The organism is Streptomyces sp. NPDC060049 (genome assembly GCF_042736715.1).
In the GTDB taxonomy this organism is placed as follows: Bacteria; Actinomycetota; Actinomycetes; order Streptomycetales; family Streptomycetaceae; genus Streptomyces.
In genome coordinates this window covers 200775-222381 of record NZ_JBHWVV010000003.1, presented here as the reverse complement: position 1 = coordinate 222381, position 21607 = coordinate 200775, and the positions used below count along the sequence as shown (strand labels likewise).

Here is a 21607-nt window from a genome sequence, read left to right as displayed (position 1 = left end):
GTTCAGGCGGCCGCGCGCTCGTCCTCTCCGACGAAGGTCCGCCACAGCCGCGCGTAGCTGCCCCCGCGGGCCAGCAGTTCGGCATGGGTGCCGTCCTCGGCCACCCGGCCGCGGTCCATGACCACGACCCGGTCGGCGCGCGCGGCGGTCGTCAGGCGGTGCGCCACGACCAGGGTGGTGCGCTTGCCCGCGAGCCGGTCCGTGGCCTGGTTGACCAGGGCCTCGGTGGCCAGGTCGAGGGCGGCGGTGGCCTCGTCGAGCAACAGCACGTCGGGGTCGACGAGCTCGGCGCGGGCCAGCGCGATCAGCTGGCGCTGCCCGGCGGAGAGGTTGCGGCCGCGTTCGGTGACGGTGTGCAGGTAGCCGCCGTCGAGGGTGGCGATCATGGCGTGGGCGCCGACCGCGTGCGCGGCGGCCTCCACTTCCGCGTCGCTCGCCCCGGGCCGCCCGTAGGCGATGGCGTCGCGGACCGTCCCCGGGAAGAGGTACGGCTCCTGGGGGACGACCCCCAGCCGGTGGCGGTAGCCCGTCAGGTCCAGCTCGCGCAGGTCCACCCCGTCGGCGGTGACCCGGCCGGACGTCGGATCGTAGAACCGGGCCACCATCTTGACCAGCGTGGACTTGCCGGCCCCGGTCTCGCCGACGAAGGCGACGGTCTGCCCGGCGGGGATGCGCAGGCTGATTCCGGCCAGCGCCTGTTCCTTCTCGCCGCGCTCCTCGGCGGTGCCGTACGCGAAGTGGACCCCCTCGAAGGCGATCTCGCCGCGCAGCTCGGGGACGGCGCGCGGCGCGTCGGCGCGGGGCGTGCTGGTCGGTTCGCGCAGCAGGCCCTGGATCCGGCCGAGGGAGACCGTCGCCTGCTGGTAGCCGTCGAAGACCTGGGAGAGCTGCTGGACCGGTGCGAAGAACAGGTCGATGTAGAGCAGGTACGCGACCAGCGCGCCGGTGGTGAGCGTGCCGGCCTCCACCCTGCCCGCGCCGACGATCAGCACGGCGGCCGCGGCTCCGGAGGACAGCAGCTGGACGAAGGGGAAGTAGACGGATATCAGCCACTGGCCGCGGACCCGGGCCTCGCGGTAGGAGTCGCTGCGCTCCGCGAAGCGGGCGGCTCCCGAACGCTGGCGGCGGAAGGCCTGGACGATGCGCAGCCCCGCCACCGACTCCTGGAGGTCGGCGTTGACCAGGCCGACGCGGTCGCGGGCGAGCTCGTACGCGGCGACCGACCTGCGGCGGAAGAAGAACGTGCCGAGGACCAGGACGGGCAGGGTGGCGAAGACGATCAGCGCCAGCTCGACGTCGAGGACGAGCAGGGCGATCAGGATGCCGAAGAAGGTGAAGACGGAGACGACGGCGGTGACGAGCCCGGTCTGCAGGAAGCTGGACAGGGCGTCCACGTCCGTGGTCATACGGGTCATGATCTTGCCGGTCAGCTCGCGCTCGTAGTAGTCGAGGCCGAGTCGCTGGAGCTGCGCGAAGATCTTGACGCGCAGCGCGTAGAGCACGCGCTCGCCGGTGCGGCCGGTCATCCGGGTCTCGGCGAACTGCGCGGCCCACTGGGCGAGGACGACGGCCAGCGCGAGGCCGGCGGCCACCCAGACGGCGCCCAGGGCTGCCTGTTCCACGCCCTGGTCGATGCCGTGCCGGATCAGGATGGGCAGGAGCAGCCCGGATCCGGCGTCGGCGGCGACGAGTCCGAGGGATATCGCGAGGGGCGCCCAGAAGCCGCGGAGCAGGCGGCGCAGGTTGTAGCTGTCCTCGGCGGACGCGGCACGGTCCTCGTCCACGTCGGGGGTGTCCTGGGCGGGCGGCAGCGCGGCCACCTGCGCGAGCAGCTCGGGGGTGGCGGGCATGCCGGCGGGAGCGGTGTCCTTCTCCTCCGCCTCCTCCTGGCGCCGCCACAGCGCCGGGGTGATCCCGCCGGCCACCCGGCGCTTGGCGTTGACGGGTTCGGAGTCGATCTCGGCTTCGAGCTCGATGTCCCGCTCGATGTCCCGGCCCTGACCGCCTTCGAGGTCGCGCTCGAACTCGGCCATGGGCGCGGTGTCCGGAGTCTGCGGGGACGCGGAGCCGAGGGCGTCCGGGTCGGTCAGCAGCCGGCGGTACAGGGCGGAGCGCTGTTCCAGCTCCTCGTGCGTGCCGATGTCGGAGAGCCGGCCGCGGTCCAGTACGGCGATCCGGTCGGCGAGCGCGAGCGTGGAGCGGCGGTGGGCGATGAGCAGGGTGGTGCGGCCCGCCATGACGGCGCGCAGCGCCTCGTGGATCTCGTGCTCGACGCGGGCGTCGACGGCGGAGGTGGCGTCGTCGAGGAGCAGCAGGCGGGGGTCGGTGAGGATGGCGCGGGCGAGGGCGATGCGCTGGCGCTGGCCGCCGGAGAGGGTGAGCCCCTGCTCGCCGACCGTGGTGTCGTAGCCGGCGGGGAGGGCCTGGATGAACCCTTCGGCCTGGGCGGCGCGGGCGGCGGCCGCGACCTGCTCGTCGGTGGCGCCGGGGTGTCCGTAGGCGATGTTGGAGCGGATGGTGTCGGAGAAGAGGAACGAGTCCTCGGGCACCAGCCCGATCGCTCCACGCAGCGAGTCGTAGGTCAGCTCGCGCACGTCGTGGCCACCGACCCGGACCGTGCCGTGGTCGGTGTCGTAGAAGCGGGGCAGGAGCAGGGAGACCGTGGACTTGCCGCTGCCGGAGGAGCCGACGAGGGCGACGGTCTCGCCCTCGTCGATCCGCAGCGAGAAGCCGTCGAGGACCGGGCGCTCGGCGTCGTAGCCGAACCGTACGTCCTCGAACTCGACGGTGGCGGGGGCGTCCGCGGGAAGCTCCCGGCCCCCCTCCTCGATGACGGGTTCGGTGTCGATGAGCTCGAAGACCCGCTCCACGCCGGCGCGGGCCTGCTGGCCGACGGTGAGGACCATGGCGAGCATGCGGACCGGACCGACGAGCTGGGCGAGATAGGTCGAGAAGGCGACGAAGGTACCGAGGGTCACCTGCCCCTTGGTGGCCATCCAGCCGCCGAGGGCCAGCATGGCGACCTGTCCGAGGGCGGGGACGGCCTGCAGGGCGGGGGTGTACCGCGAGTTGAGCCGGATGCTCCGCATCCGCCCCGCGAACAGCCGGCGGCCCGCGTCGCGGAGCTTGCCGGTCTCCTGGTCCTCCTGGCCGAAGCCCTTGACGACGCGGACGCCGGTGACGGCCCCGTCGACGACGGTGGCTACGGCGGCGGCCTGGCTCTGGGCGTACCAGGTGGCGGGGAAGAGCTTCTTGCGGCTGCGCTTGGCTATGAACCACAGGGCGGGTGCCATGAGCAGCGCGACGAGGGTCAGCAGCGGCGAGAGCCACAGCATGATCCCGAGGGATATCCCGAAGAGCAGGAAGTTCCCGATGGTCATCGGAAGCATGAAGAGCAGCCCTTGGATGAGCTGCAGGTCGCTCGTGGCCCGCCCGACGACCTGGCCGGTGGACAGCTCGTCCTGGCGGCGTCCGTCGAGGCGGGAGATGGTGTCGTACATGTCGGTGCGCAGGTCGTGCTGCACGTCGAGGGCGAGACGGCCGCCGTAGTACCTGCGGATGTAGGTCAGCACGTACACGAGGACGGCCGCGCCCATGAGCATCCCGGCCCAGGGCCCCATGGGCTTGCTCTCGTCGCCGATGACGTCGTCGATGATCACCTTGGTGACCAGGGGCACGAGCGCCATGACGGCCATACCGCCGAGAGAGGACCCGAGCGCCAGCAGCACATTGGCCTTGTACCGCCAGGTGTAGGCCGTCAGCCGCTTGCCCCAGCCCTGTTTCTCCCCGGTCGCCGTCTCTGCTGCCGCCGCCACGTGAGGCCTCCCCGTTCGTCCTGTCCTGCCGGAAGCGCCAACGCCCCGACGGGCGGATTTCATCCCGTGGCAACAATCGAACGGGTTTGCGCGATGCTGGGCGAGGCGGCTTGGACCATCCGGGAGAACCGCTCCAGGACGCGTGGAACTCAGGGGCGGTAGGCGGCCTCGTCCCGGAGGAGGTCGAAGTCGCCGCGCTCGCCCATCGCCACGAGCCCGTCCAGCGCCCGCAGCCTCTGGAGCCGGCGCTCGGCCTCGGCCGTGGCCTCGTCGTCTTGCACAGCGCCTCCTACGGGGCGTCGAACTCGTACTCCAGCACGTACGCGGAGGCGTCGAGGACCATCTCGTTGACCTCGACGACCCGCCCGTCGGCGGCGAAGGCCGTACGGGCCACCAGGACGACCGGCGTCCCGACGGCCAGCCCGAGGCTCGCGGCCTCATCGGACGTGGGCATCCGCGAGCGGACCTCCTCGCGGAAGCGGGTCGGCCGCTGTCCGAGCTCGGCGAGGCGGGCGTAGATCCCACCGGGTCCGGTGTCCGGTTCCGTGATGGGGGTGCCGACCACGAGAGCGGCGTCGAGGTACGAGGTCGCGAGCATGACGGCCTTGCCGTCGAGCAGGAACCTGCGGCGCCGGACGCATGCGGGAGCGCCGCCCGGCAGCCCGAACACGGCGGCGACGGCCTCGGGGGCGGCCTCTTCGGTGACGGACAGCAGTTCGACGACGGGCTCCCGGTCCTCGGTGTCGGCTGCCCAGATGGACCGCCCCTCACCCCAGACCTCTGCGGCCAACCGCTGAATCCCCCGCCGCCGGATCCGCCGGAACTCCCGGACGAAGACCCCGGCCCCCTTGCGCGCCTCGGTCAGGCCCTCGGACTGGAGCACACCGAGCGCCTGCCGTGCGGTCATCCGGGCGACCCCGTACGCACTCATCAGGTCGTTCTCGCCGGGCAGCCGGTCCCCGGGCCCGTACTCGCCGGACTCGATGGCTGCCTTCAGCGCGGCAGCGATGCGCTGGTACTTGGGCTGCCGTACGGCGCCATCACTCGGCATGCGGGTCCTCCCTGATCATCTCTAGTCATCCTAGGCACCCCATCGCGCCGAAGAGGCGGCACGCACGCCAGCACAAGACATTCGCCGACATCTCTAGAGAATCTCTTGACCCTTAACCCGGCAGAGCGCTTCACTTGGAGAACTATCTCTAGAGAGGTGAGTCCATGACATTGGTGCAAGCCGATGAGATCTCTTGGCTGTTGCCCCGCAGCCACCGCGCTCCCGGCCGGGCCCGCGCGCTGCTGCGCGAGCAGCTCGCAGAGTGGGGCGTCGACCCGGATCCCGCCGAAACGGCCGCGCTGCTGCTCTCCGAGCTGGTCACCAACGCCGTACGGCACTCCCACGCGCCGCACGGCCGGGACATCGGAGTCCGGCTCGCCAGGTACGACGGGGTGCTGCGCGTAGAGGTCGCCGACGCCGGGCCCGTCGTCGACCTGGTGCCCGAGGCCGCCACGCAGTGGGACGAGCGGGGGCGCGGGCTCGCCATCGTGGCGGCCATGGCCGAGCGGTGGGGCTGCTGTCCCCGGCCGCATGGAATCGGGAAGGCCGTCTGGGCCGAGATCACATGTGCGTCGGGGCGAACATCTTGAGGGTGGCCGGGAGGACCAGGACCGAGGGGCCCGGCTCGGCCAGGGACTTGGCCAGGTCCTCGCGGAGGGTCTGCGGGGTGGTGGTGGCCGAGGGGACGCCGAAGGCCGCGGCCAGGGCCGCGAAGTCGGGGCGGGTCAGGGACGTGCCCGTCTCGCAGCCGTACTCGCGCAGGATGCCGTAGCCGCCGTCGTCCACGATCAGCCAGGTGACGTCCAGGTCGTGCTGCTTCGCCGTGGCCAGGTCCGCGATGGAGTACATCGCTCCACCGTCGCCCGAGACGGCCAACACCGGGGTGCCCGGCTCCGCCGCGCACGCGCCGAGGGCCGCCGGGAAGGCGTAGCCGAGGCCGCCCGCGCCCTGCGCCGAGTGCATGGTGTTGGGGTGCTTGGCGTCGAAGGCCGACCAGGCCCAGTAGGACAGGATCGTCATGTCCCAGAAGGACGGGGAGCGTGCCGGGAGGGCTGACCTGATGGAGGCCAGCAAGGACTGCTCCAGGTCCACGTCCTGGAGGGACAGGCGGGCAGCGATGTCCGCGAGGAGCAGGCGGACGCGCTCCGGAGCCGAGGGGTCCTCGCGCTCGGCGACCGTTTCGAGGAGCGCCTGAAGGGCGAGGCGGGCGTCCGCGTGGATGCCGAGGGCCGCGTGGTTGGACTCGAGCTTCCCGAGGTCGGCCTCGATCTGGACGATCCGGCCCTCCGGGAAGAACGTGTGGTAGTTCGAGGAGAGTTCCCCCAGGCCCGACCCGACGACCAGCAGGACGTCCGCGTCCTCCAGGAAGTCCGTCATGTGGCGGTCCTCCAGCCAGGACTGGAGGGACAGCGGGTGGTTCCAGGGGAAGGCGCCCTTGCCGCCGAAGGTGGTGACGACCGGTGCGTTCAGGCGTTCCGCCAGCTGCCTCAGCTTGCCCGCCGCGTCCGAACGGATGACTCCGCCGCCCGCGATGATCACCGGACGCCCGGCGTTCTCCAGCCAGTGCGCGGCGAGCGCCGTCAGCTCCGGGCGCGGGGCGAGCTCGTGCGGGGTCGCGTCCATGCCGGTGACCTGTGGGACCACCGTTTCCGCGCGCAGGACGTCCTCGGGGATCTCGACGAACACCGGGCCGGGCGGGGCCGTCAGCGCCGACTCCCACGCCTCGGCGATCACCGACGGGATCTGGGAGGGGCTGCGGGCGGCGTGGACGGACTTGACGACGTCCCGGAAGGAGGCCGCCTGGTCCCGCAGCTCGTGCAGGTGCCCGCGCCGGCCGCCGCCCAGGCCGGGGGTCGGGACCTGCGAGGAGATCGCCAGGACGGGCGCCGACGCGGCGGCCGCCTCGGCGAGGGCGGGCAGCGCCATCAGCGCGCCCGGGCCGGTGGACAGCAGCAGCGGAACCGCCTCGCCCGTCATCCGGCCGTACGCGTCGGCGGCGAAGCCCGCGTTGTTCTCCGTGCGCAGCCCGATCAGCCGCAGGTCACTGCGCCCGACCGCGTCGAAGAGGCCGAGGGCGTGCTGCCCCGGCAGCCCGAAGACGGTGGTCGCGCCGAGCGAACGCAGCGTCTCCACGACCAGGTCCCCGCCCGTCCGCCCCGGCGGCGGCGCGAGCGCGGCCGCCTTCTGGGCTTCGGTGGGACGGAGTACCAGGTCGTGGTCGTGCGTCACGTGCGCTTACTCGCCCTTCGGGTTCGCCCTCGCCGCGGCAGTGCGCTTACCGACCCTGCCGGGCGGCAGAGATCTGGCGGCTCATGATCGTGGTGAGCTCGTACGCGGTGTGCGAGGCCGCGACCGAGGTGATCTCGGCGTGATCGTACGCCGGGGCGACCTCGACGACGTCGGCGGAAACGAGGTTGCAGGAGGACAGCCCCCGGATGATCTCCAGCAGCTCGCGGGAGGTCATGCCGCCGGCCTCGGGGGTGCCCGTGCCGGGCGCGTGCGCCGGGTCCAGCACGTCGATGTCGATGGAGATGTACAGGGGGCGGTCGCCGATGCGCTGGCGCAGCTGGTCGGCGACCTCGTCGGCGCCGCGCCGGTACACGTCGGCCGAGGTGACGATGCCGAAGCCCATCTTGGCGTCGTCGTCCAGGTCCTGCTTGCCGTACAGCGGGCCGCGCGTGCCGACGTGGGACAGCGCCTCGGTGTCGAGGATGCCCTCCTCCACGGCGCGGCGGAACGGCGTGCCGTGCGTGTACTCGGCGCCGAAGTAGGTGTCCCACGTGTCCAGGTGCGCGTCGAAGTGCAGCAGCGCGACGGGGCCGTGCTTCTTCGCCACCGAGCGCAGCAGGGGGAGGGCGATGGTGTGGTCGCCGCCCAGGGTCATCAGGCGCGAGCCCGAGCCGAGCAGCTCGTCGGCGGCGGCCTCGACCGTCTCGACGGCCTCGTTGATGTTGAAGGGGTTCACGGCGATGTCACCGGCGTCCGCCACCTGCGCGAGCGCGAAGGGGGAGGCGTCCTGCGCGGGGTTGTACGGGCGCAGCAGGCGCGAGGCCTCGCGGATGGCGTTGCCGCCGAAGCGGGCGCCGGGGCGGTAGGAGACGCCGGAGTCGAAGGGCACGCCGACGACGGCGACGTCCGCGGTGCCGCCGACCTCGTCCAGGCGGGGCAGCCGGGCGAAGGTCGCGGGGCCCGCGTAGCGCGGGATGCGGGAGGAGTCGACGGGGCCGCGCGGCTGCGTGCTCATGGGGGGGTGCCCTTCTGGAGGTACTGCGGTTCCTACGGGTGCGGTGCTTCGAGCGTAAGCCGACACCCAGAAGGCGCGAAGTGTACGTTTCATCCATCTGGCTCCCTTGATGTGTATGGAGTATCCATGGAGGCACCCCCCACCCCGCCGGTCGCGCTCGGCCGGCTGCTCGCCGACCACGAGCTGGGGCTGCGGCATCTGGCGGGGCCCGCCGAGGGCGAGGTGCACGGCGTCCACGCCTCCGAGATGGCGGACCCGTCGCCCTACCTGCTGGGCGGTGAGCTGCTGCTGACGGCGGGCGCGGGCCTCGCCGGAGCGCAGCCGCACGCAGGCGGTCCGGTCCACGCAGGGACGCACGGCGGGGCCGATTCCGGGACGCATGCCGGGGCGGATGCCGGGGAGTACGTCGCCCGGCTCGTCCGGGCCGGGACCGCGGCCATCGGCTTCGGGGTGACCCCCGTGTACGAGACCGTGCCGCGGTCCCTCGTCGACGCCTGCGCCCGGTACGGGCTGCCCCTGGTGGAAGTGCCGCCCGAAACCCCGTTCACGGCGGTCGGCCGGAGCGTCTGGCGGCTGATGGCGCGGGCCCGGACCGCCGAGCTCCGCCGCGTGACCGAGGCCCAGCAGTCCCTGGCGGCGGCCGCCGCCCGCCCGGACCCGGTCCCGGCGGTCCTGCGCCGCCTGGCGGCGGCCCTGGGCGGCTGGGCGGGCCTGCTCCCGACCGCCACCCCGCCACAGGACACACGGGTCGCGGCGGCCCCGGCCGGCCCGGGGCCCGTCGCCGCGCCGGGAGCCGGGCCGCGGCCCGCCCCCGAGGTGCTGGTCGCGCTCGCCGCGCTCGCCCGCCGGGTGGGGCCCGGCTCCGCGGCCACCGCCACCGCCGCCCACGGCGAGCTCCACCTCGCCGCCCACGCCCTCGGGGACGGGCGGGCCCTGGCCCTGGCCACCCCTTCGCGGGCACCCGGGGACCACACCATCGCCTCGGTGGCGGCCGTACTGCTGACCCTGCTCACCGCCCACCGCCCGGCGGGCACGCAGGCCGCGGCCCTGACCCGGCTGCTGCTCGGCGGGGAGCCGCGCGAGGCGCTGGGTCCCGGGCCCTGGTACGCCGTCCACGCCCGGGGCGGCGGGGATCCGGAGACTTTGGCGGCCGCGCTGGGCACCGTGCTGCTGGACCCGCGTGAGGACGGCGTACGCCTGCTCACCGACCGGGAACCCGCCCCGCAGGCGGGCTGGCGGCTGGGGGTGAGCGCCGCGGCCGCGCCCGAGGGCCTGCCCGGCGCCGCCGCGCAGGCCGGGCGGGCCCTGGAGCGCGCCGAGGCGGCCCGCACCCCGATGGCCCGGCACACGGACCCCGGTTTCGCGGGTCTGGTCGGCGAGGCCGAGGCCCGCGCGCACGCCGAGGCCCTGCTCGGCCCGCTCTCCCCCGTCCTCAGGCAGACCCTGCGCGCCTGGCTGGCCCAGCACGGCAGCTGGGACCGCGCCGCCGCCGCGCTCGGCGTCCACCGCAACACCGTCCGCCAGCGCGTCGCCCGGGCCGCCGGCCTGCTGGGCACCGACCTGGACGACCCGGACACCCGGATGGAGCTGTGGTTCGCGCTGCGCCGGCCGCCGGAGGGGTGAGGCCCCCCGTTACGGGTTCGTCGTCACCTCGAAGCCGGCGCCGAAGACGTCGGCCGGGTCGGCGGCGTCACGGGCGCGGAGGTCGGCCAGGATGTTCGCCGAGCTGGTGTACACGTACAGGGGATACGAGATGATCATGCCCTTGGTGATGCCCGCCCAGGGTCCCTGGGCCTTGAAGCCGTTGGCCTCGGAGGGGTACGCCGTCCCCGGCACGTGCCAGATCGTGGGCCCGCCGGAGTCGCCGGCCTTGTGCTGGGGGTGGGCCTGGTAGACACCGCGGTCGTTGTTGGTGACCCGGCCGTACCAGACGCCGAGCTGGCCGGAGACGACCAGCTCGTTGTTGTTGAACCAGGCCGCGCCGAGCAGCCGTTCGCTGTTCAGCGCGGGGCTGAGGGCGTTCGGGCTGGGGATCCCGCCGGGCACCTCGAGGACGCCGGTCTGCTTCAGGTGCGGCCCCTGCGAGGAGAGCGTCACGCCCGCCACCAGCTCGATGACCATGTAGTCCTTGGTGAGGTGTCCCGTCATGGACCCCTCCGGGTCCTTGAACCAGCGGACGTACCCGATGGGCCCGTAGCCGATGTCCTGCCGGTGGTAGACCGGGATGATGTCCTCGCGGATCTCCCGGTCGGCGTACGCGGGCCCGGAGATGCAGTGCCCGGCCGATATGGCGATCTTCCGCCCGTAGTCGTCGTTGCCGACCGCCCCGATGGTGCAGAAGGCGTCGGGTTGCGAGGCGTCGAAGGCGATCTGCATCGCGTTGTACACGCGCTTCCCCCCGGGCTCCTGCCCGGGCCCCTGCGGTGCCGCGACGGCCGTGCCCGCGCCGAGCACGGCGGTGACCGCCACGACCGCCGCGAGACCCGACACCTTCCTGAAGAACAGCCTCCTGAGCATGCGTCTTCCATTCCTGTCGTGAACGGGTCCGGTTCTGTCGCGAACGGTCCGGTTCCGTCGTGTACGGATCCGGAGGAACGAGTCAAACCCCCGGCGCCGGTGACGCAGAAGGGGGTATCCGGCCACTCCCCGTGGCTCCAGCCGCGCTGCACCGCGGGCACGGGGGAAGGCGCGGCGCCGCGCGGGCGAGCCGCGGCCGGACCGCCCGGGCGCCGGGCCGGCGGGCACGGCGGAGAAACGTTTCCGGGGTCACGTCCACCGCCCTGGACAGTCGGAGTGACTCCCGGGTAACTTAGCTATGAGCAAGCGCTTAGGCATAAGCGGCGGACCGCCGCGACCGAAGGGAGCCGGCCGTGCGCCGTACCGTTTTTGACGAGGACCACGAGGCGTTCCGCGAGACCATCCGCGCCTTCATCGAGGCCGAGGTCGTCCCGGTCTACGACGAGTGGTTCGCGGCCGGCCAGGCCCCTCGCGACTTCTACTACAAGCTCGGCGAGCTGGGCATCTTCGGGATCAACGTCCCCGAGGAGTTCGGCGGCGCGGGCCTGGACACCCACAAGTTCGAGGCCGTCCTCTACGAGGAGACCTCGCGCGCGGGCGTCCAGTTCGGCGGTTCCGGCGTGCACGTGCTGCTCGCCCTGCCCTACATCAAGATGCTGGCCGCCGACGAGCAGAAGAAGCGCTTCCTGCCGAAGTTCGTCACCGGCGAGGAGATGTGGGCCCTCGCGATGACCGAGCCGGGCACCGGTTCCGACGTCGCGGGCATGAAGACCACCGCCAAGCTCTCCGAGGACGGCACGCACTACGTCCTCAACGGCTCCAAGACCTTCATCACGGGCGGCGTGCACGCCGACCGCGTGATCGTCTGCGCCCGCACCTCCGCCCCGCGCGAGGACGACCGGCGCTTCGGCATCTCCCTGTTCGCCGTGGACACCAAGTCCGAGGGCTACTCCATCGGCCGCAAGCTCGACAAGCTCGGCCTGCGCACCTCCGACACCGCCGAGCTGGCGTTCGTCGACGTGAAGGTCCCGGTCGAGGACCTGCTCGGCGAGGAGAACAAGGGCTTCTACTACCTCGGCGCCAACCTGCCCTCCGAGCGCTGGGGCATCGCCTTCGGCGCCTACGCGCAGGCCAAGGCCGCCGTCCGGTTCGCGCAGCAGTACGTGACGGACCGCACGGTCTTCGGCAAGCCGGTCGCGCACTTCCAGAACACCAAGTTCGAGCTGGCCGCCTGCCAGGCCGAGGTGGACGCCGCCGAGGCGGTCGCCGACCGCGCCCTGGAGGCCCTGGACGCCGGTGAGCTCACCGCCGCCGAGGCCGCGTCCGCGAAGCTGTTCTGCACCGAGGTCGCGCACCGCGTCATCGACAAGTGCCTCCAGCTGCACGGCGGCTACGGCTACATGAACGAGTACCCGATCGCCCGCCTGTACGCCGACAACCGCGTGAACCGCATCTACGGCGGCACCAGCGAGGTCATGAAGTCCATCATCGCCAAGTCGATGGGCCTGTAAGCACCAGAAGGAACCAGGGCGGCCGCTTACCCATCATGAACGAGGCACTGACGACGCTCCTCGATCTGCTCGACCTCGAGCAGATCGAGGAGAACATCTTCCGCGGTACCAGCCGTTCGGCGCTGGTACCGCGGGTCTTCGGGGGCCAGGTCGCGGCCCAAGCCCTGGTCGCGGCCGGCCGCACCGTGCCCGGGGACCGCACCGCGCACTCGCTGCACTCGTACTTCCTGCGCGCGGGCGACCCGGGCGCGCCCATCGTGTATTCGGTCGACCGGATCCGCGACGGGCGCTCCTTCACCACGCGCCGGGTCGTCGCCGTCCAGCACGGGCAGCCGATCTTCCACCTCTCCGCGTCCTTCCAGACGTACGAGGAGGGCCTCGACCACCAGGCGGCGATGCCCGAAGCACCCGATCCGGAGACCCTGCCGACGGCCGCCGAGTCGCTGCCGCTCTACCGGGACACCTTCCGCGACCCGGGCACCGTGGAGCGATTGATCGACGCCCGCGCAGCGGTGGACCTGCGGTACGCCACGGTCCCGCCCTGGGGCACGGTCGGCGAGCCGGTCGAACCGCGCTCGCAGGTGTGGTTCCGTACCGCCGGCAAGCTGGACAGCGCCGACCCGCTGCTCCACACCTGCCTGGCCACGTACGTCTCCGACATGACCCTGCTCGACTCGGTGCTGCTCGCCCACGGGCGGGGCGGCTGGGCGGTCGGCGACGTGGTCGGCGCCTCCCTGGACCACGCGATGTGGTTCCACCGGCCGTTCCGCGCGGACGAGTGGCTGCTGTACGACCAGGAGTCGCCCTCGGCGGCCGCGGGCCGGGGCCTGGGCCAGGCCCGGATCTGGACCCAGGACGGCCGACTGGCCGTGACGGTCATCCAGGAGGGCGTGGTGCGCGTCCCGCGCGCGCGGTAGGGCCGTCCGGCATACCGTCGCCTCATGTCCAGCAGTGGTGGGAACCGGGACGAGAGCGTCGGGACGGTCGTCGTCGCCGCGCTCACGAACCTCGCCATCGCCGCCGCCAAGGTGGTCGGCGGGATCGTCAGCGGATCGAGCGCGATGTTCTCCGAGGCCGCGCACTCGGTGGCCGACACCGTCACCGAGCTGATGCTGCTGACCTCCCTCAAGCGCGGCGCGAAGCCGGCGGACGAGGCGCACCCGCTGGGCTACGGACCCGAACGGTACGTCTGGGCGCTGCTGGCCTCGATCGCCACCTTCGCCGGCGGCGCGGTGTTCGCGGTCTACGACGGCATCCACACGCTGGTCCACGGGGAGGACCCCGGGAACCCCGCGCTGTCCTACGTCATCCTCGCCGTCGCCTTCGTGCTGGAGGGCTGCTCCCTGCTGGTGGCCTGGCGGCGGGTCAAGGGCGAGGCCGCGCGGCTGCGGGCGCCGCTGGGGCCGTACGTGAAGCACACCCCCGACACGGCCGTGAAGGCCGTCCTGCTGGAGGACGCGGCCGCGCTCATCGGCCTGGCCCTGGCGGCCGGCGGACTGCTGGGCGCGCAGCTCACCGGGTCGAGCGCCTACGACGCAGTGGCCTCGCTGCTGATCGGGCTGCTGCTGGTCTGCGTGGCGTGGGAGCTCGGCCGGTCGAACGCGCGGTACCTGATCGGCCGGCCGCTGCCCCCGGCCATGCGCGCGGCGGTCCGCGAGGAACTGCTGTCGGTCCTCCACATCGAGGGGGTCCTGGAGCTCACCACGCTGGTGCAGGGGCCGTCGGAGGTGCTGGTGGCGGCGAAGGTCGACTTCCACGACCTGGCGTCGGCCCGGCAGGTGGAGGCGGCGTGCGAGGTCGCCGAGGCGCAGCTGCGGGAGCGGTTCCCGGCGATCCGCCGGGTGTACCTGGACCCGACGCCCACGCCTCCGCCCTCTTGACGCGCCGGTGGGCGGAGGGCCCTGCGGGGCTCGTCCCCTACCCGCCCCTCCTCCGCTCCCCGGGCTCCGCCCGGACCCGCGCCGGCGGGGCCGATGTCAGCCCCGCCGGTCGGAGTCCGTCACGAAGGGAGCAGGCCCGCCGCGTCCAGGACGTACGCCACCAGCGGGTCGTAGAAGCGCGGGTCGCGGACGTGGTCGTCCAGGGGGACCGCCACCTGGAGGGTGCCCTCGGCCTCGGCCAGGAAGAGCGCCGGGTCGTTGCAGTCCGCGTACCCGACGGCGTCGAGACCGCGCTGCGCCGCGCAGCCCGCCCAGCCGTGGTCGGCGACGACCAGGTCCGGCTGGGGGCGGCCGTGCGCCGCCAGGGCGTCCAGGATCGCGGCCATCGGTTCCGGGGAGTGGGTGTGCCACAGCGTCGCGCCGCGCTCCAGTACGGCGACGTCCGCGAACTGCCACACCGAGCCCTCGTCGGCCACGAGGCCCGGCGGGATCACCACGATCTCGCAGCCCGCCGCGCGCAGGGCGTCGGCCGTCGCCCGGTGGACGTCCAGCAGGCCGCCCGGGTGCCCGGTGGCCAGGAGCACGCTCTGCTGGTCCAGCGCCGCTTTGCGCAGGCGCGCCGCCAGCCGGTCCAGGCCGGCCACGGTCAGTTCGGGGTCGATGGTGTCCTGGCCGTGTCGGTGCGCGGGGTCGTCCACGACACCGCAGCGTTCGGCCATCACCGCGAGCACGTCCTGCTCGTCGCTCCAGCGGTCGCCGAATTCCAGGCCCAGCCAGTAGTGCCGGTCGCCGTTGGCGAGTTTGCGGTAGTGGGAGAGGTTGTTGTCGCGCGGGGTGGCCACCTGCCCCGCGATCCGCGTCCGGACCAGGTGGTCGACGAGTTCGGCGCGGCTGGGTACGGGCGTCTCTATCGGCTTCGGCATGCGGCCCATTCTGCCGCCGCGCGGGCGCAGGCGTCCGCTCCATCCCGACCGGCGGACACGGGGCCTCATCCCGACAGCGCCCCGAAGGCCCCGTTGGCGAGCCGCCGCAGCAGCGATTCCGTCGCCTCCCGGCCCAGGGCGGCCAGGTGCGGGGTGGAGTTCAGCAGGCCGAAGACCGCGTGCACGCACACGCGTACCTCCGCCTCGCCCACCTGGGGATGCAGTTCGCGCACGACGTCGACCCACAGCTCGACGTACTGCCGCTGCAGCTGCCGCACGAGCTTGCGGTCGGCGTCGCGCAGCCGGTCGAGCTCCCGGTCGTGGAGGGTGATCAGCGCCCGGTCGTCGAGCGCGAAGTCGATGTGGCCCTCGACGAGGGAGGCCAGTAGGCCGGACGGGTCGCCGTCCGCCTCCTCCACGCGCCGGCGGCCACCGGTGAGCAGCCGCTCGCTGATGCCGACGAGCAGTTCGGCGAGCATGGCGTCCTTGCCCGCGAAGTGCCGGTACAGGCCGGGGCCGCTGATGCCCACGGCGGCCCCTATCTCGTCCACGCCCACGCCGTGGAAGCCGCGCGCGGCGAAGAGGCGGGCGGCCTCGTTGAGGATCTGCTCGCGACGGGTCGGGGCGGCCGCTCTGGTGCTCATGGGAATCCATTCTAGACAGGGCCGTTAGCGGTCGTTAACCTAAGTCCCACATGCGTTAACGCTCATTAACAAGCGTGTACCGAGCAAGGGAGCTCGACCGATGCAGCAGGCACCAGTGCTGACGAGCGCCGCCGACCCGGCGTCCGATGCCTGGCGGGCCAACGAGGCCGCCCACCGCGAACTCGCCGAGGGCCTGCGCTCCCGGCTGGAGGCCGCCCGGCTCGGCGGCGGGGAGAAGGCGCGCGCCCGTCACACCGCCCGGGGGAAGCTGCTGCCGCGCGACCGCGTGGACGCCCTCCTCGACCCCGGGTCCCCCTTCCTGGAGCTGGCCCCGCTGGCCGCCGAGGACATGTACGGCGGCGCGGCCCCGGCCGCCGGCGTGATCGCCGGCATCGGGCGGGTCAGCGGCCGCGAGTGCGTGATCGTCGCGAACGACGCCACCGTCAAGGGCGGCACGTACTACCCGATGACCGTCAAGAAGCACCTGCGCGCCCAGGAAGTGGCTCTGGAGAATCGTCTCCCCTGCCTCTACCTGGTCGATTCCGGCGGCGCCTTCCTCCCCATGCAGGACGAGGTCTTCCCCGACCGGGACCACTTCGGCCGCATCTTCTACAACCAGGCCCGCATGTCGGGGGCCGGCATCCCGCAGATCGCCGCCGTCCTCGGCTCCTGCACGGCGGGCGGCGCGTACGTCCCCGCCATGAGCGACGAGGCCGTCATCGTGCGCGGCCAGGGCACCATCTTCCTCGGCGGCCCGCCGCTGGTGAAGGCCGCGACCGGCGAGGTCGTCACCGCCGAGGAGCTCGGCGGCGGCGAGGTGCACTCCCGTACCTCCGGGGTCACCGACCACCTCGCGGAGGACGACGCCCACGCGCTGCGGATCGTACGGAACATCGTGGCCACGCTGCCCGAGCGCGGCGCCCTGCCCTGGTCGGTCGAGGCACCTCAAGAGCCGAAGGTGGACCCGAACGGCCTGTACGGGGCGGTACCGGTCGACTCCCGCACCCCCTACGACGCCCGCGAGATCATCGCCCGGATCGCGGACGGGTCCCGCTTCCAGGAGTTCAAGGCGGAGTTCGGGCAGACGCTGGTCACCGGCTTCGCCCGGATCCACGGCCACCCGGTCGGGATCATCGCCAACAACGGCATCCTGTTCTCCGAATCCGCCCAGAAGGGCGCGCACTTCATCGAGCTGTGCGACCAGCGCGGCATCCCGCTGCTCTTCCTCCAGAACATCTCCGGCTTCATGGTCGGCCGGGACTACGAGGCCGGCGGCATCGCCAAGCACGGCGCCAAGATGGTCACCGCCGTGGCCTGTGCCCGGGTCCCCAAGCTGACGGTCGTGGTCGGCGGCAGCTACGGCGCCGGCAACTACTCCATGTGCGGCCGGGCCTACTCGCCGCGCTTCCTGTGGATGTGGCCCAACGCCAAGATCTCGGTGATGGGCGGCGAGCAGGCGGCGTCCGTCCTGGCGACCGTCAAGCGCGACCAGATCGAGGGCGCCGGCCAGGGCTGGTCCGCCGAGGACGAGGAGGCCTTCAAGGCCCCGGTCCGCGAGCAGTACGAGGCGCAGGGCAACGCCTACTACGCGACCGCCCGGCTGTGGGACGACGGGGTCATCGACCCGCTGGAGACCCGGCAGGTGCTCGGCCTGGCCCTGACCGCGTGCGCGAACGCCCCGCTGGGCGACTCCGCTTTCGGCATCTTCCGTATGTGACGTGAGGACCTCACTGATGTTCAGCACTGTTCTGGTGGCGAACCGGGGCGAGATCGCGGTCCGGGTCATCCGCACCCTGCGGCAGCTCGGCATCCGCTCCGTCGCCGTCTTCAGCGACGCGGACGCGGACGCCCGGCACGTCCGCGAGGCCGACACGGCCGTCCGGATCGGCCCGGCTGCAGCCGCCGAGAGCTACCTGTCCGTGGACCGGCTGCTCGACGCGGCGCGCCGCACCGGCGCCGAGGCCGTCCACCCCGGCTACGGCTTCCTCGCGGAGAACGCGGCCTTCGCGCAGGCCTGCGCGGACGCCGGACTGGCCTTCATCGGGCCGCCGGCGAGCGCGATCTCCCTGATGGGCGACAAGATCCGGGCCAAGGAGACCGTCAAGACCGCGGGCGTGCCCGTGGTCCCCGGCTCCTCGGGCAGCGGCCTGTCGGACGCCGAACTGGTCGCAGCCGCCCAGGAGATCGGCATGCCCGTACTGCTGAAGCCCTCGGCGGGCGGCGGCGGCAAGGGCATGCGGCTGGTACGGGACCCGGGGCTGCTGGGCGAGGAGATCGCGGCGGCCCGGCGCGAGGCACGGTCCTCCTTCGGGGACGACACGCTGCTCGTGGAGCGCTGGGTGGACCGGCCCCGGCACATCGAGATCCAGGTACTGGCGGACGCGCACGGGAACGTGGTGCACCTCGGTGAGCGCGAGTGCTCGCTGCAGCGGCGCCACCAGAAGGTGATCGAAGAGGCTCCGTCGGTCCTGCTGACGCCGGAGCTGCGGGAGTCGATGGGCGCGGCGGCCGTGGAGGCGGCGCGCTCGTGCGGATACGTCGGCGCGGGAACGGTGGAGTTCATCGTGCCCGGCTCCGACCCCTCCTCGTACTACTTCATGGAGATGAACACCCGGCTCCAGGTCGAGCACCCGGTGACGGAGCTGATCACCGGACTGGACCTGGTGGAGCAGCAGCTGCGGGTGGCGGCGGGCGCCGAGCTGGGCTTCGGCCAGTCGGACGTCGTCCTGACCGGGCACGCGATCGAGGCCCGGGTCTGCGCGGAGGACCCGGCGCGGGGGTTCCTGCCGTCCGGCGGCATGGTGCTGGCCCTGTCGGAGCCCTCGGGCGGCTGCGTACGGACGGACTCCGGGCTGCTGGCGGGGGTCGACACCGGGTCGACCTACGACCCGATGCTCTCGAAGGTCATCGCGTACGGGCCTGACCGGGCGGCCGCGCTCCGCGTGCTGCGGGGGGCCCTCGCGGACACCGTGATCCTGGGCGTCCAGACCAACACCGGCTTCCTGCGGAGGCTGTTGGCGCACCCCGACGTCGTCTCCGGCGACCTGGACACGGGCCTGGTCGAGCGGGACCTCCCGTCCCTTCTCCCGGAGGGGGTCCCGGACGAGGTGTACGCGGCTGCGGCCCTGCTCTCCATCCCCCACCCCGCCCCTTCCCGAAACCGGGGCGCCGCCCCGGACCCCGCGCCTCGAACGCCGACGAGGCCGAATGGGAGCGCCGTGACCGGCTCGGCGAAGCCGGGCTGGGTCGACCCGTTCGACTCCGCCAACGGCTGGCGCCTCGGCGGGACTCCCGCCTGGACCGTGCACCACTTCCGTCTCCCGGGCCAGGACCCGGTAACGGTCCGCACCCGCCCCTTCGGGACGGGCCCGGACACGGAGCTCCTGCTGGCCGGGGACGACTCCGTGATGCAGCCGAATCCCGCACCCGACGGCGGCGCCCAGCCCAATCCAGCCCCGTCGGCGTTTGAGGCGCGGGGTCTGGGGCGGAGCCCCAGCACCCCGGCCCGGGGCCGGATCGTGCACCGCACCCCCGACCACCTCACGGTCGAACTAGACGGCGTCACGCACCGCTTCGCCCACGCCGCCTCCCCCGAAGGGACCTGGCTCGGCCGCGACGGCGACTCCTGGCACGTCCAGGCCCACGACCCGGTCGAGGCGAACCTCCGCGGCGCCGGGCGCGGCGGCGCCGACACGCTCGCCGCACCGATGCCCGGCACCGTCACGGTGGTCAAGGTCACCGTCGGCGAGAAGGTGACCGCCGGGCAGAGCCTGCTCGTCGTCGAGGCCATGAAGATGGAACACGTCATCTCCGCCCCGCACGCCGGCACCGTGACCGAACTCGACGTCACCCCCGGCACCACCGTCGCCATGGACCAGGTCCTGGCCGTGGTCGCCCCGGACGAGGAGATCGCATGAACGGGCTGCCCATGGCCGTCCCGGCACCCGGGCTGCCGGCCCGGGTCCGCATCCACGAGGTCGGCGCGCGCGACGGGCTCCAGAACGAGAAGACGGCCGTTCCCACGCCCGTCAAGGCGGAGTTCGTCCACCGCCTGGCGGCCGCGGGGCTCACCACGATCGAGGCCACCAGCTTCGTGCACCCCAAGTGGGTCCCCCAGCTGGCCGACGCCGAGGAGCTCTTCCCGCTCCTCGCCGACGTGGAGGCGGCCCTGCCCGTCCTCGTCCCCAACGAGCGCGGCCTCGACCGCGCGCTGGCCCTCGGGGCCACCCGCATCGCCGTGTTCGGTTCGGCCACGGAGACCTTCGCCTCCCGCAATCTCAACCGCACCGTCGCCGAGTCCCTCGCCATGTTCGAGCCCGTCGTGGCCCGGGCCAAGGAGCAGCGGGCGCACGTGCGCGGCTACCTCTCGATGTGCTTCGGCGACCCCTGGGAAGGGCCGGTCCCGGTCCACCAGGTGGTCGGCGTCGCGAAGGCCCTGCTCGACCTCGGCTGTGACGAGCTGAGCCTCGGCGACACCATCGGCGTCGCCACTCCGGGGCACGTCCAGGCCCTCCTGGGCGAGCTCAACGAGGCCGGGGTCCCCACCGACCGGATCGGTGTGCACTTCCACGACACCTACGGCCAGGCCCTGTCGAACACCCTCGCCGCGCTCCAGCACGGCGTGACCACCGTCGACGCCTCCGCGGGCGGCCTCGGCGGATGCCCGTACGCGAAGAGCGCCACCGGCAATCTCGCGACCGAGGACCTGGTCTGGATGCTCGACGGCCTCGGTGTCGAGACCGGGGTCGATCTGGCCGCCCTCACCGCCACGAGCGTGTGGATGGCAGAGCAGTTGGGCCGCCCCAGCCCCTCCCGTACCGTCCGCGCCCTCTCCCACAAGGAGTAACGAAGACCATGGCCCTCGACCACCGGCTCACCCCCGAGCACGAGGAACTCCGCCGCACCGTCGAGGCGTTCGCGCACGATGTCGTGGCACCGAAGATCGGCGACCTGTACGAGCGGCACGAGTTCCCGTACGAGATCGTCCGCGAGATGGGCCGCATGGGCCTGTTCGGCCTGCCCTTCCCGGAGGAGTACGGCGGCATGGGCGGCGACTACCTCGCCCTCGGCATCGCCCTGGAGGAGCTGGCCCGCGTCGACTCCTCCGTCGCCATCACCCTGGAGGCGGGCGTCTCCCTGGGCGCGATGCCCCTCTACCTCTTCGGCACCGAGGAGCAGAAGCGGCAGTGGCTGCCGAAGATGTGCTCCGGGGAGGTCCTGGGCGCCTTCGGACTGACCGAGCCCGGCGCGGGCAGCGACGCGGGCGGCACCCGCACCACCGCGGTCCGCGACGGGGACGAGTGGGTGATCAACGGCTCGAAGTGCTTCATCACCAACTCCGGTACGGACATCACCGGTCTGGTCACCGTCACGGCCGTGACCGGCCGCAAGGCCGACGGCCGCCCGGAGATCTCCTCGATCATCGTCCCGTCCGGCACCCCCGGCTTCACCGTGGCCGCCCCGTACTCCAAGGTGGGCTGGAACTCCTCGGACACCCGTGAGCTGTCCTTCGACGGCGTACGGGTCCCCCTCGCCAACCTGGTGGGTCAGGAGGGCCGCGGCTACGCCCAGTTCCTGCGGATCCTCGACGAGGGCCGCATCGCCATCTCGGCGCTCGCGACCGGCCTCGCACAGGGCTGCGTGGACGAGTCCGTGAAGTACGCGAAGGAGCGGCACGCCTTCGGCAAGGCGATCGGCGACAACCAGGCGATCCAGTTCAAGCTGGCGGACATGGAGATGCGCGCCCACATGGCCCGGATCGGCTGGCGCGACGCGGCCTCCCGCCTCGTGGCCGGCGAGCCGTTCAAGAAGGAGGCGGCCATCGCGAAGCTGTACTCCTCGACGGTGGCCGTCGACAACGCGCGCGACGCCACGCAGATCCACGGCGGCTACGGGTTCATGAACGAGTACCCCGTGGCCCGCATGTGGCGCGACTCCAAGATCCTCGAGATCGGCGAGGGGACGAGCGAGGTCCAGCGCATGCTGATCGCCCGGGAGTTGGGGCTCTCCTAGATTCGCCCAG

At 72.8% G+C, this 21607-nt stretch carries 17 protein-coding genes; 9 read left to right on the top strand and 8 right to left on the bottom strand.

Translation table 11 applies throughout. From position 1 onward, the window contains the following. Positions 1 to 2: 2 nt before the first annotated feature. The 3 genes from ACFWBY_RS06290 to ACFWBY_RS06280 form a co-directional block, all read right to left on the bottom strand. Positions 3 to 3815: an ABC transporter transmembrane domain-containing protein gene (locus ACFWBY_RS06290; RefSeq protein ID WP_385341553.1), complete on the bottom strand. Its 3813-nt coding sequence runs from the start codon at positions 3813 to 3815 to the stop codon at positions 3 to 5. 149 nt (positions 3816 to 3964) lie between these two features. Beyond that, positions 3965 to 4096 (bottom strand): hypothetical protein, encoded by a 132-nt coding sequence (locus ACFWBY_RS06285; protein ID WP_385341551.1) that lies wholly within the window; start codon positions 4094 to 4096, stop codon positions 3965 to 3967. An 8-nt stretch (positions 4097 to 4104) separates the two neighbouring features. After that, entirely contained in the window at positions 4105 to 4866 is a 762-nt protein-coding gene (locus ACFWBY_RS06280) for a GntR family transcriptional regulator (RefSeq protein ID WP_385341549.1), read from the bottom strand. Between the two features lie 164 nt (positions 4867 to 5030). Here ACFWBY_RS06280 and ACFWBY_RS06275 point away from each other — a divergent pair, with 164 nt between their 5' ends. Then, on the top strand, positions 5031 to 5456 hold the full coding sequence (locus ACFWBY_RS06275) for an ATP-binding protein (protein ID WP_385341548.1): 426 nt from the start codon (positions 5031 to 5033) through the stop codon (positions 5454 to 5456). On the opposite strand, the gene ACFWBY_RS06270 is transcribed toward ACFWBY_RS06275, so the two are convergent. After that, positions 5428 to 7095, bottom strand: a complete 1668-nt coding sequence (locus ACFWBY_RS06270) for a thiamine pyrophosphate-binding protein (RefSeq protein WP_385341545.1) — start codon at positions 7093 to 7095, stop codon at positions 5428 to 5430. The genes ACFWBY_RS06275 and ACFWBY_RS06270 overlap by 29 nt on opposite strands. 46 nt (positions 7096 to 7141) lie before the next feature. Beyond that, the gene (speB, locus tag ACFWBY_RS06265; RefSeq protein ID WP_385341544.1) at positions 7142 to 8110 is read right to left on the bottom strand and encodes an agmatinase; all 969 of its coding nucleotides are present in this window, start codon (positions 8108 to 8110) and stop codon (positions 7142 to 7144) included. A gap of 126 nt (positions 8111 to 8236) precedes the next feature. On the opposite strand from speB, the gene ACFWBY_RS06260 reads away from it, so the two are divergent. Continuing rightward, positions 8237 to 9733, top strand: a complete 1497-nt coding sequence (locus ACFWBY_RS06260) for a helix-turn-helix domain-containing protein (RefSeq protein ID WP_385409630.1) — start codon at positions 8237 to 8239, stop codon at positions 9731 to 9733. A gap of 9 nt (positions 9734 to 9742) precedes the next feature. Here ACFWBY_RS06260 and ACFWBY_RS06255 read toward each other — a convergent pair whose 3' ends face one another. Next, positions 9743 to 10627, bottom strand: a complete 885-nt coding sequence (locus ACFWBY_RS06255) for a hypothetical protein (protein WP_385334461.1) — start codon at positions 10625 to 10627, stop codon at positions 9743 to 9745. Between the two features lie 353 nt (positions 10628 to 10980). On the opposite strand from ACFWBY_RS06255, the gene ACFWBY_RS06250 reads away from it, so the two are divergent. Genes ACFWBY_RS06250 through ACFWBY_RS06240 form a run of 3 tightly spaced genes read left to right on the top strand, consistent with a single transcriptional unit; the run spans position 10981 to position 14018 of the window. Next, positions 10981 to 12138 carry an acyl-CoA dehydrogenase family protein gene (locus ACFWBY_RS06250; RefSeq protein WP_385334459.1) on the top strand — a complete coding sequence of 386 codons (1158 nt, stop codon included), beginning with the start codon at positions 10981 to 10983 and terminating at the stop codon, positions 12136 to 12138. A gap of 35 nt (positions 12139 to 12173) precedes the next feature. Then, entirely contained in the window at positions 12174 to 13055 is an 882-nt protein-coding gene (locus tag ACFWBY_RS06245) for an acyl-CoA thioesterase (protein WP_385334457.1), read from the top strand. A 24-nt stretch (positions 13056 to 13079) separates the two neighbouring features. Beyond that, positions 13080 to 14018 (top strand): cation diffusion facilitator family transporter, encoded by a 939-nt coding sequence (locus ACFWBY_RS06240; protein ID WP_385334455.1) that lies wholly within the window; start codon positions 13080 to 13082, stop codon positions 14016 to 14018. Between the two features lie 119 nt (positions 14019 to 14137). Here the strand turns inward: ACFWBY_RS06240 and ACFWBY_RS06235 are convergent, their stop codons facing one another. Together ACFWBY_RS06235 and ACFWBY_RS06230 are read right to left on the bottom strand one after the other, a co-directional pair. Then, positions 14138 to 14950, bottom strand: coding sequence for a phosphatase (locus ACFWBY_RS06235; RefSeq protein WP_385334453.1), 813 nt, complete (start codon positions 14948 to 14950; stop codon positions 14138 to 14140). A gap of 56 nt (positions 14951 to 15006) precedes the next feature. Then, positions 15007 to 15585 (bottom strand): TetR/AcrR family transcriptional regulator, encoded by a 579-nt coding sequence (locus ACFWBY_RS06230; protein ID WP_385334451.1) that lies wholly within the window; start codon positions 15583 to 15585, stop codon positions 15007 to 15009. A gap of 100 nt (positions 15586 to 15685) precedes the next feature. Between ACFWBY_RS06230 and ACFWBY_RS06225 the strand changes: the two genes are divergently transcribed. Genes ACFWBY_RS06225 through ACFWBY_RS06210 form a run of 4 tightly spaced genes read left to right on the top strand, consistent with a single transcriptional unit; the run spans position 15686 to position 21597 of the window. Next, positions 15686 to 17302: a carboxyl transferase domain-containing protein gene (locus tag ACFWBY_RS06225; RefSeq protein ID WP_385334449.1), complete on the top strand. Its 1617-nt coding sequence runs from the start codon at positions 15686 to 15688 to the stop codon at positions 17300 to 17302. 16 nt (positions 17303 to 17318) lie between these two features. Then, positions 17319 to 19502, top strand: coding sequence for a biotin carboxylase N-terminal domain-containing protein (locus ACFWBY_RS06220; RefSeq protein WP_385334447.1), 2184 nt, complete (start codon positions 17319 to 17321; stop codon positions 19500 to 19502). Continuing rightward, positions 19499 to 20431: a hydroxymethylglutaryl-CoA lyase gene (locus ACFWBY_RS06215; RefSeq protein WP_385334445.1), complete on the top strand. Its 933-nt coding sequence runs from the start codon at positions 19499 to 19501 to the stop codon at positions 20429 to 20431. Before ACFWBY_RS06220 ends, ACFWBY_RS06215 begins: the two co-directional genes overlap by 4 nt. 8 nt (positions 20432 to 20439) lie before the next feature. Further along, a complete protein-coding gene (locus tag ACFWBY_RS06210) occupies positions 20440 to 21597 on the top strand; it encodes an acyl-CoA dehydrogenase family protein (RefSeq protein ID WP_385334443.1) in 1158 nt (385 codons plus the stop codon). The last annotated feature ends 10 nt before the right edge of the window (positions 21598 to 21607 follow it).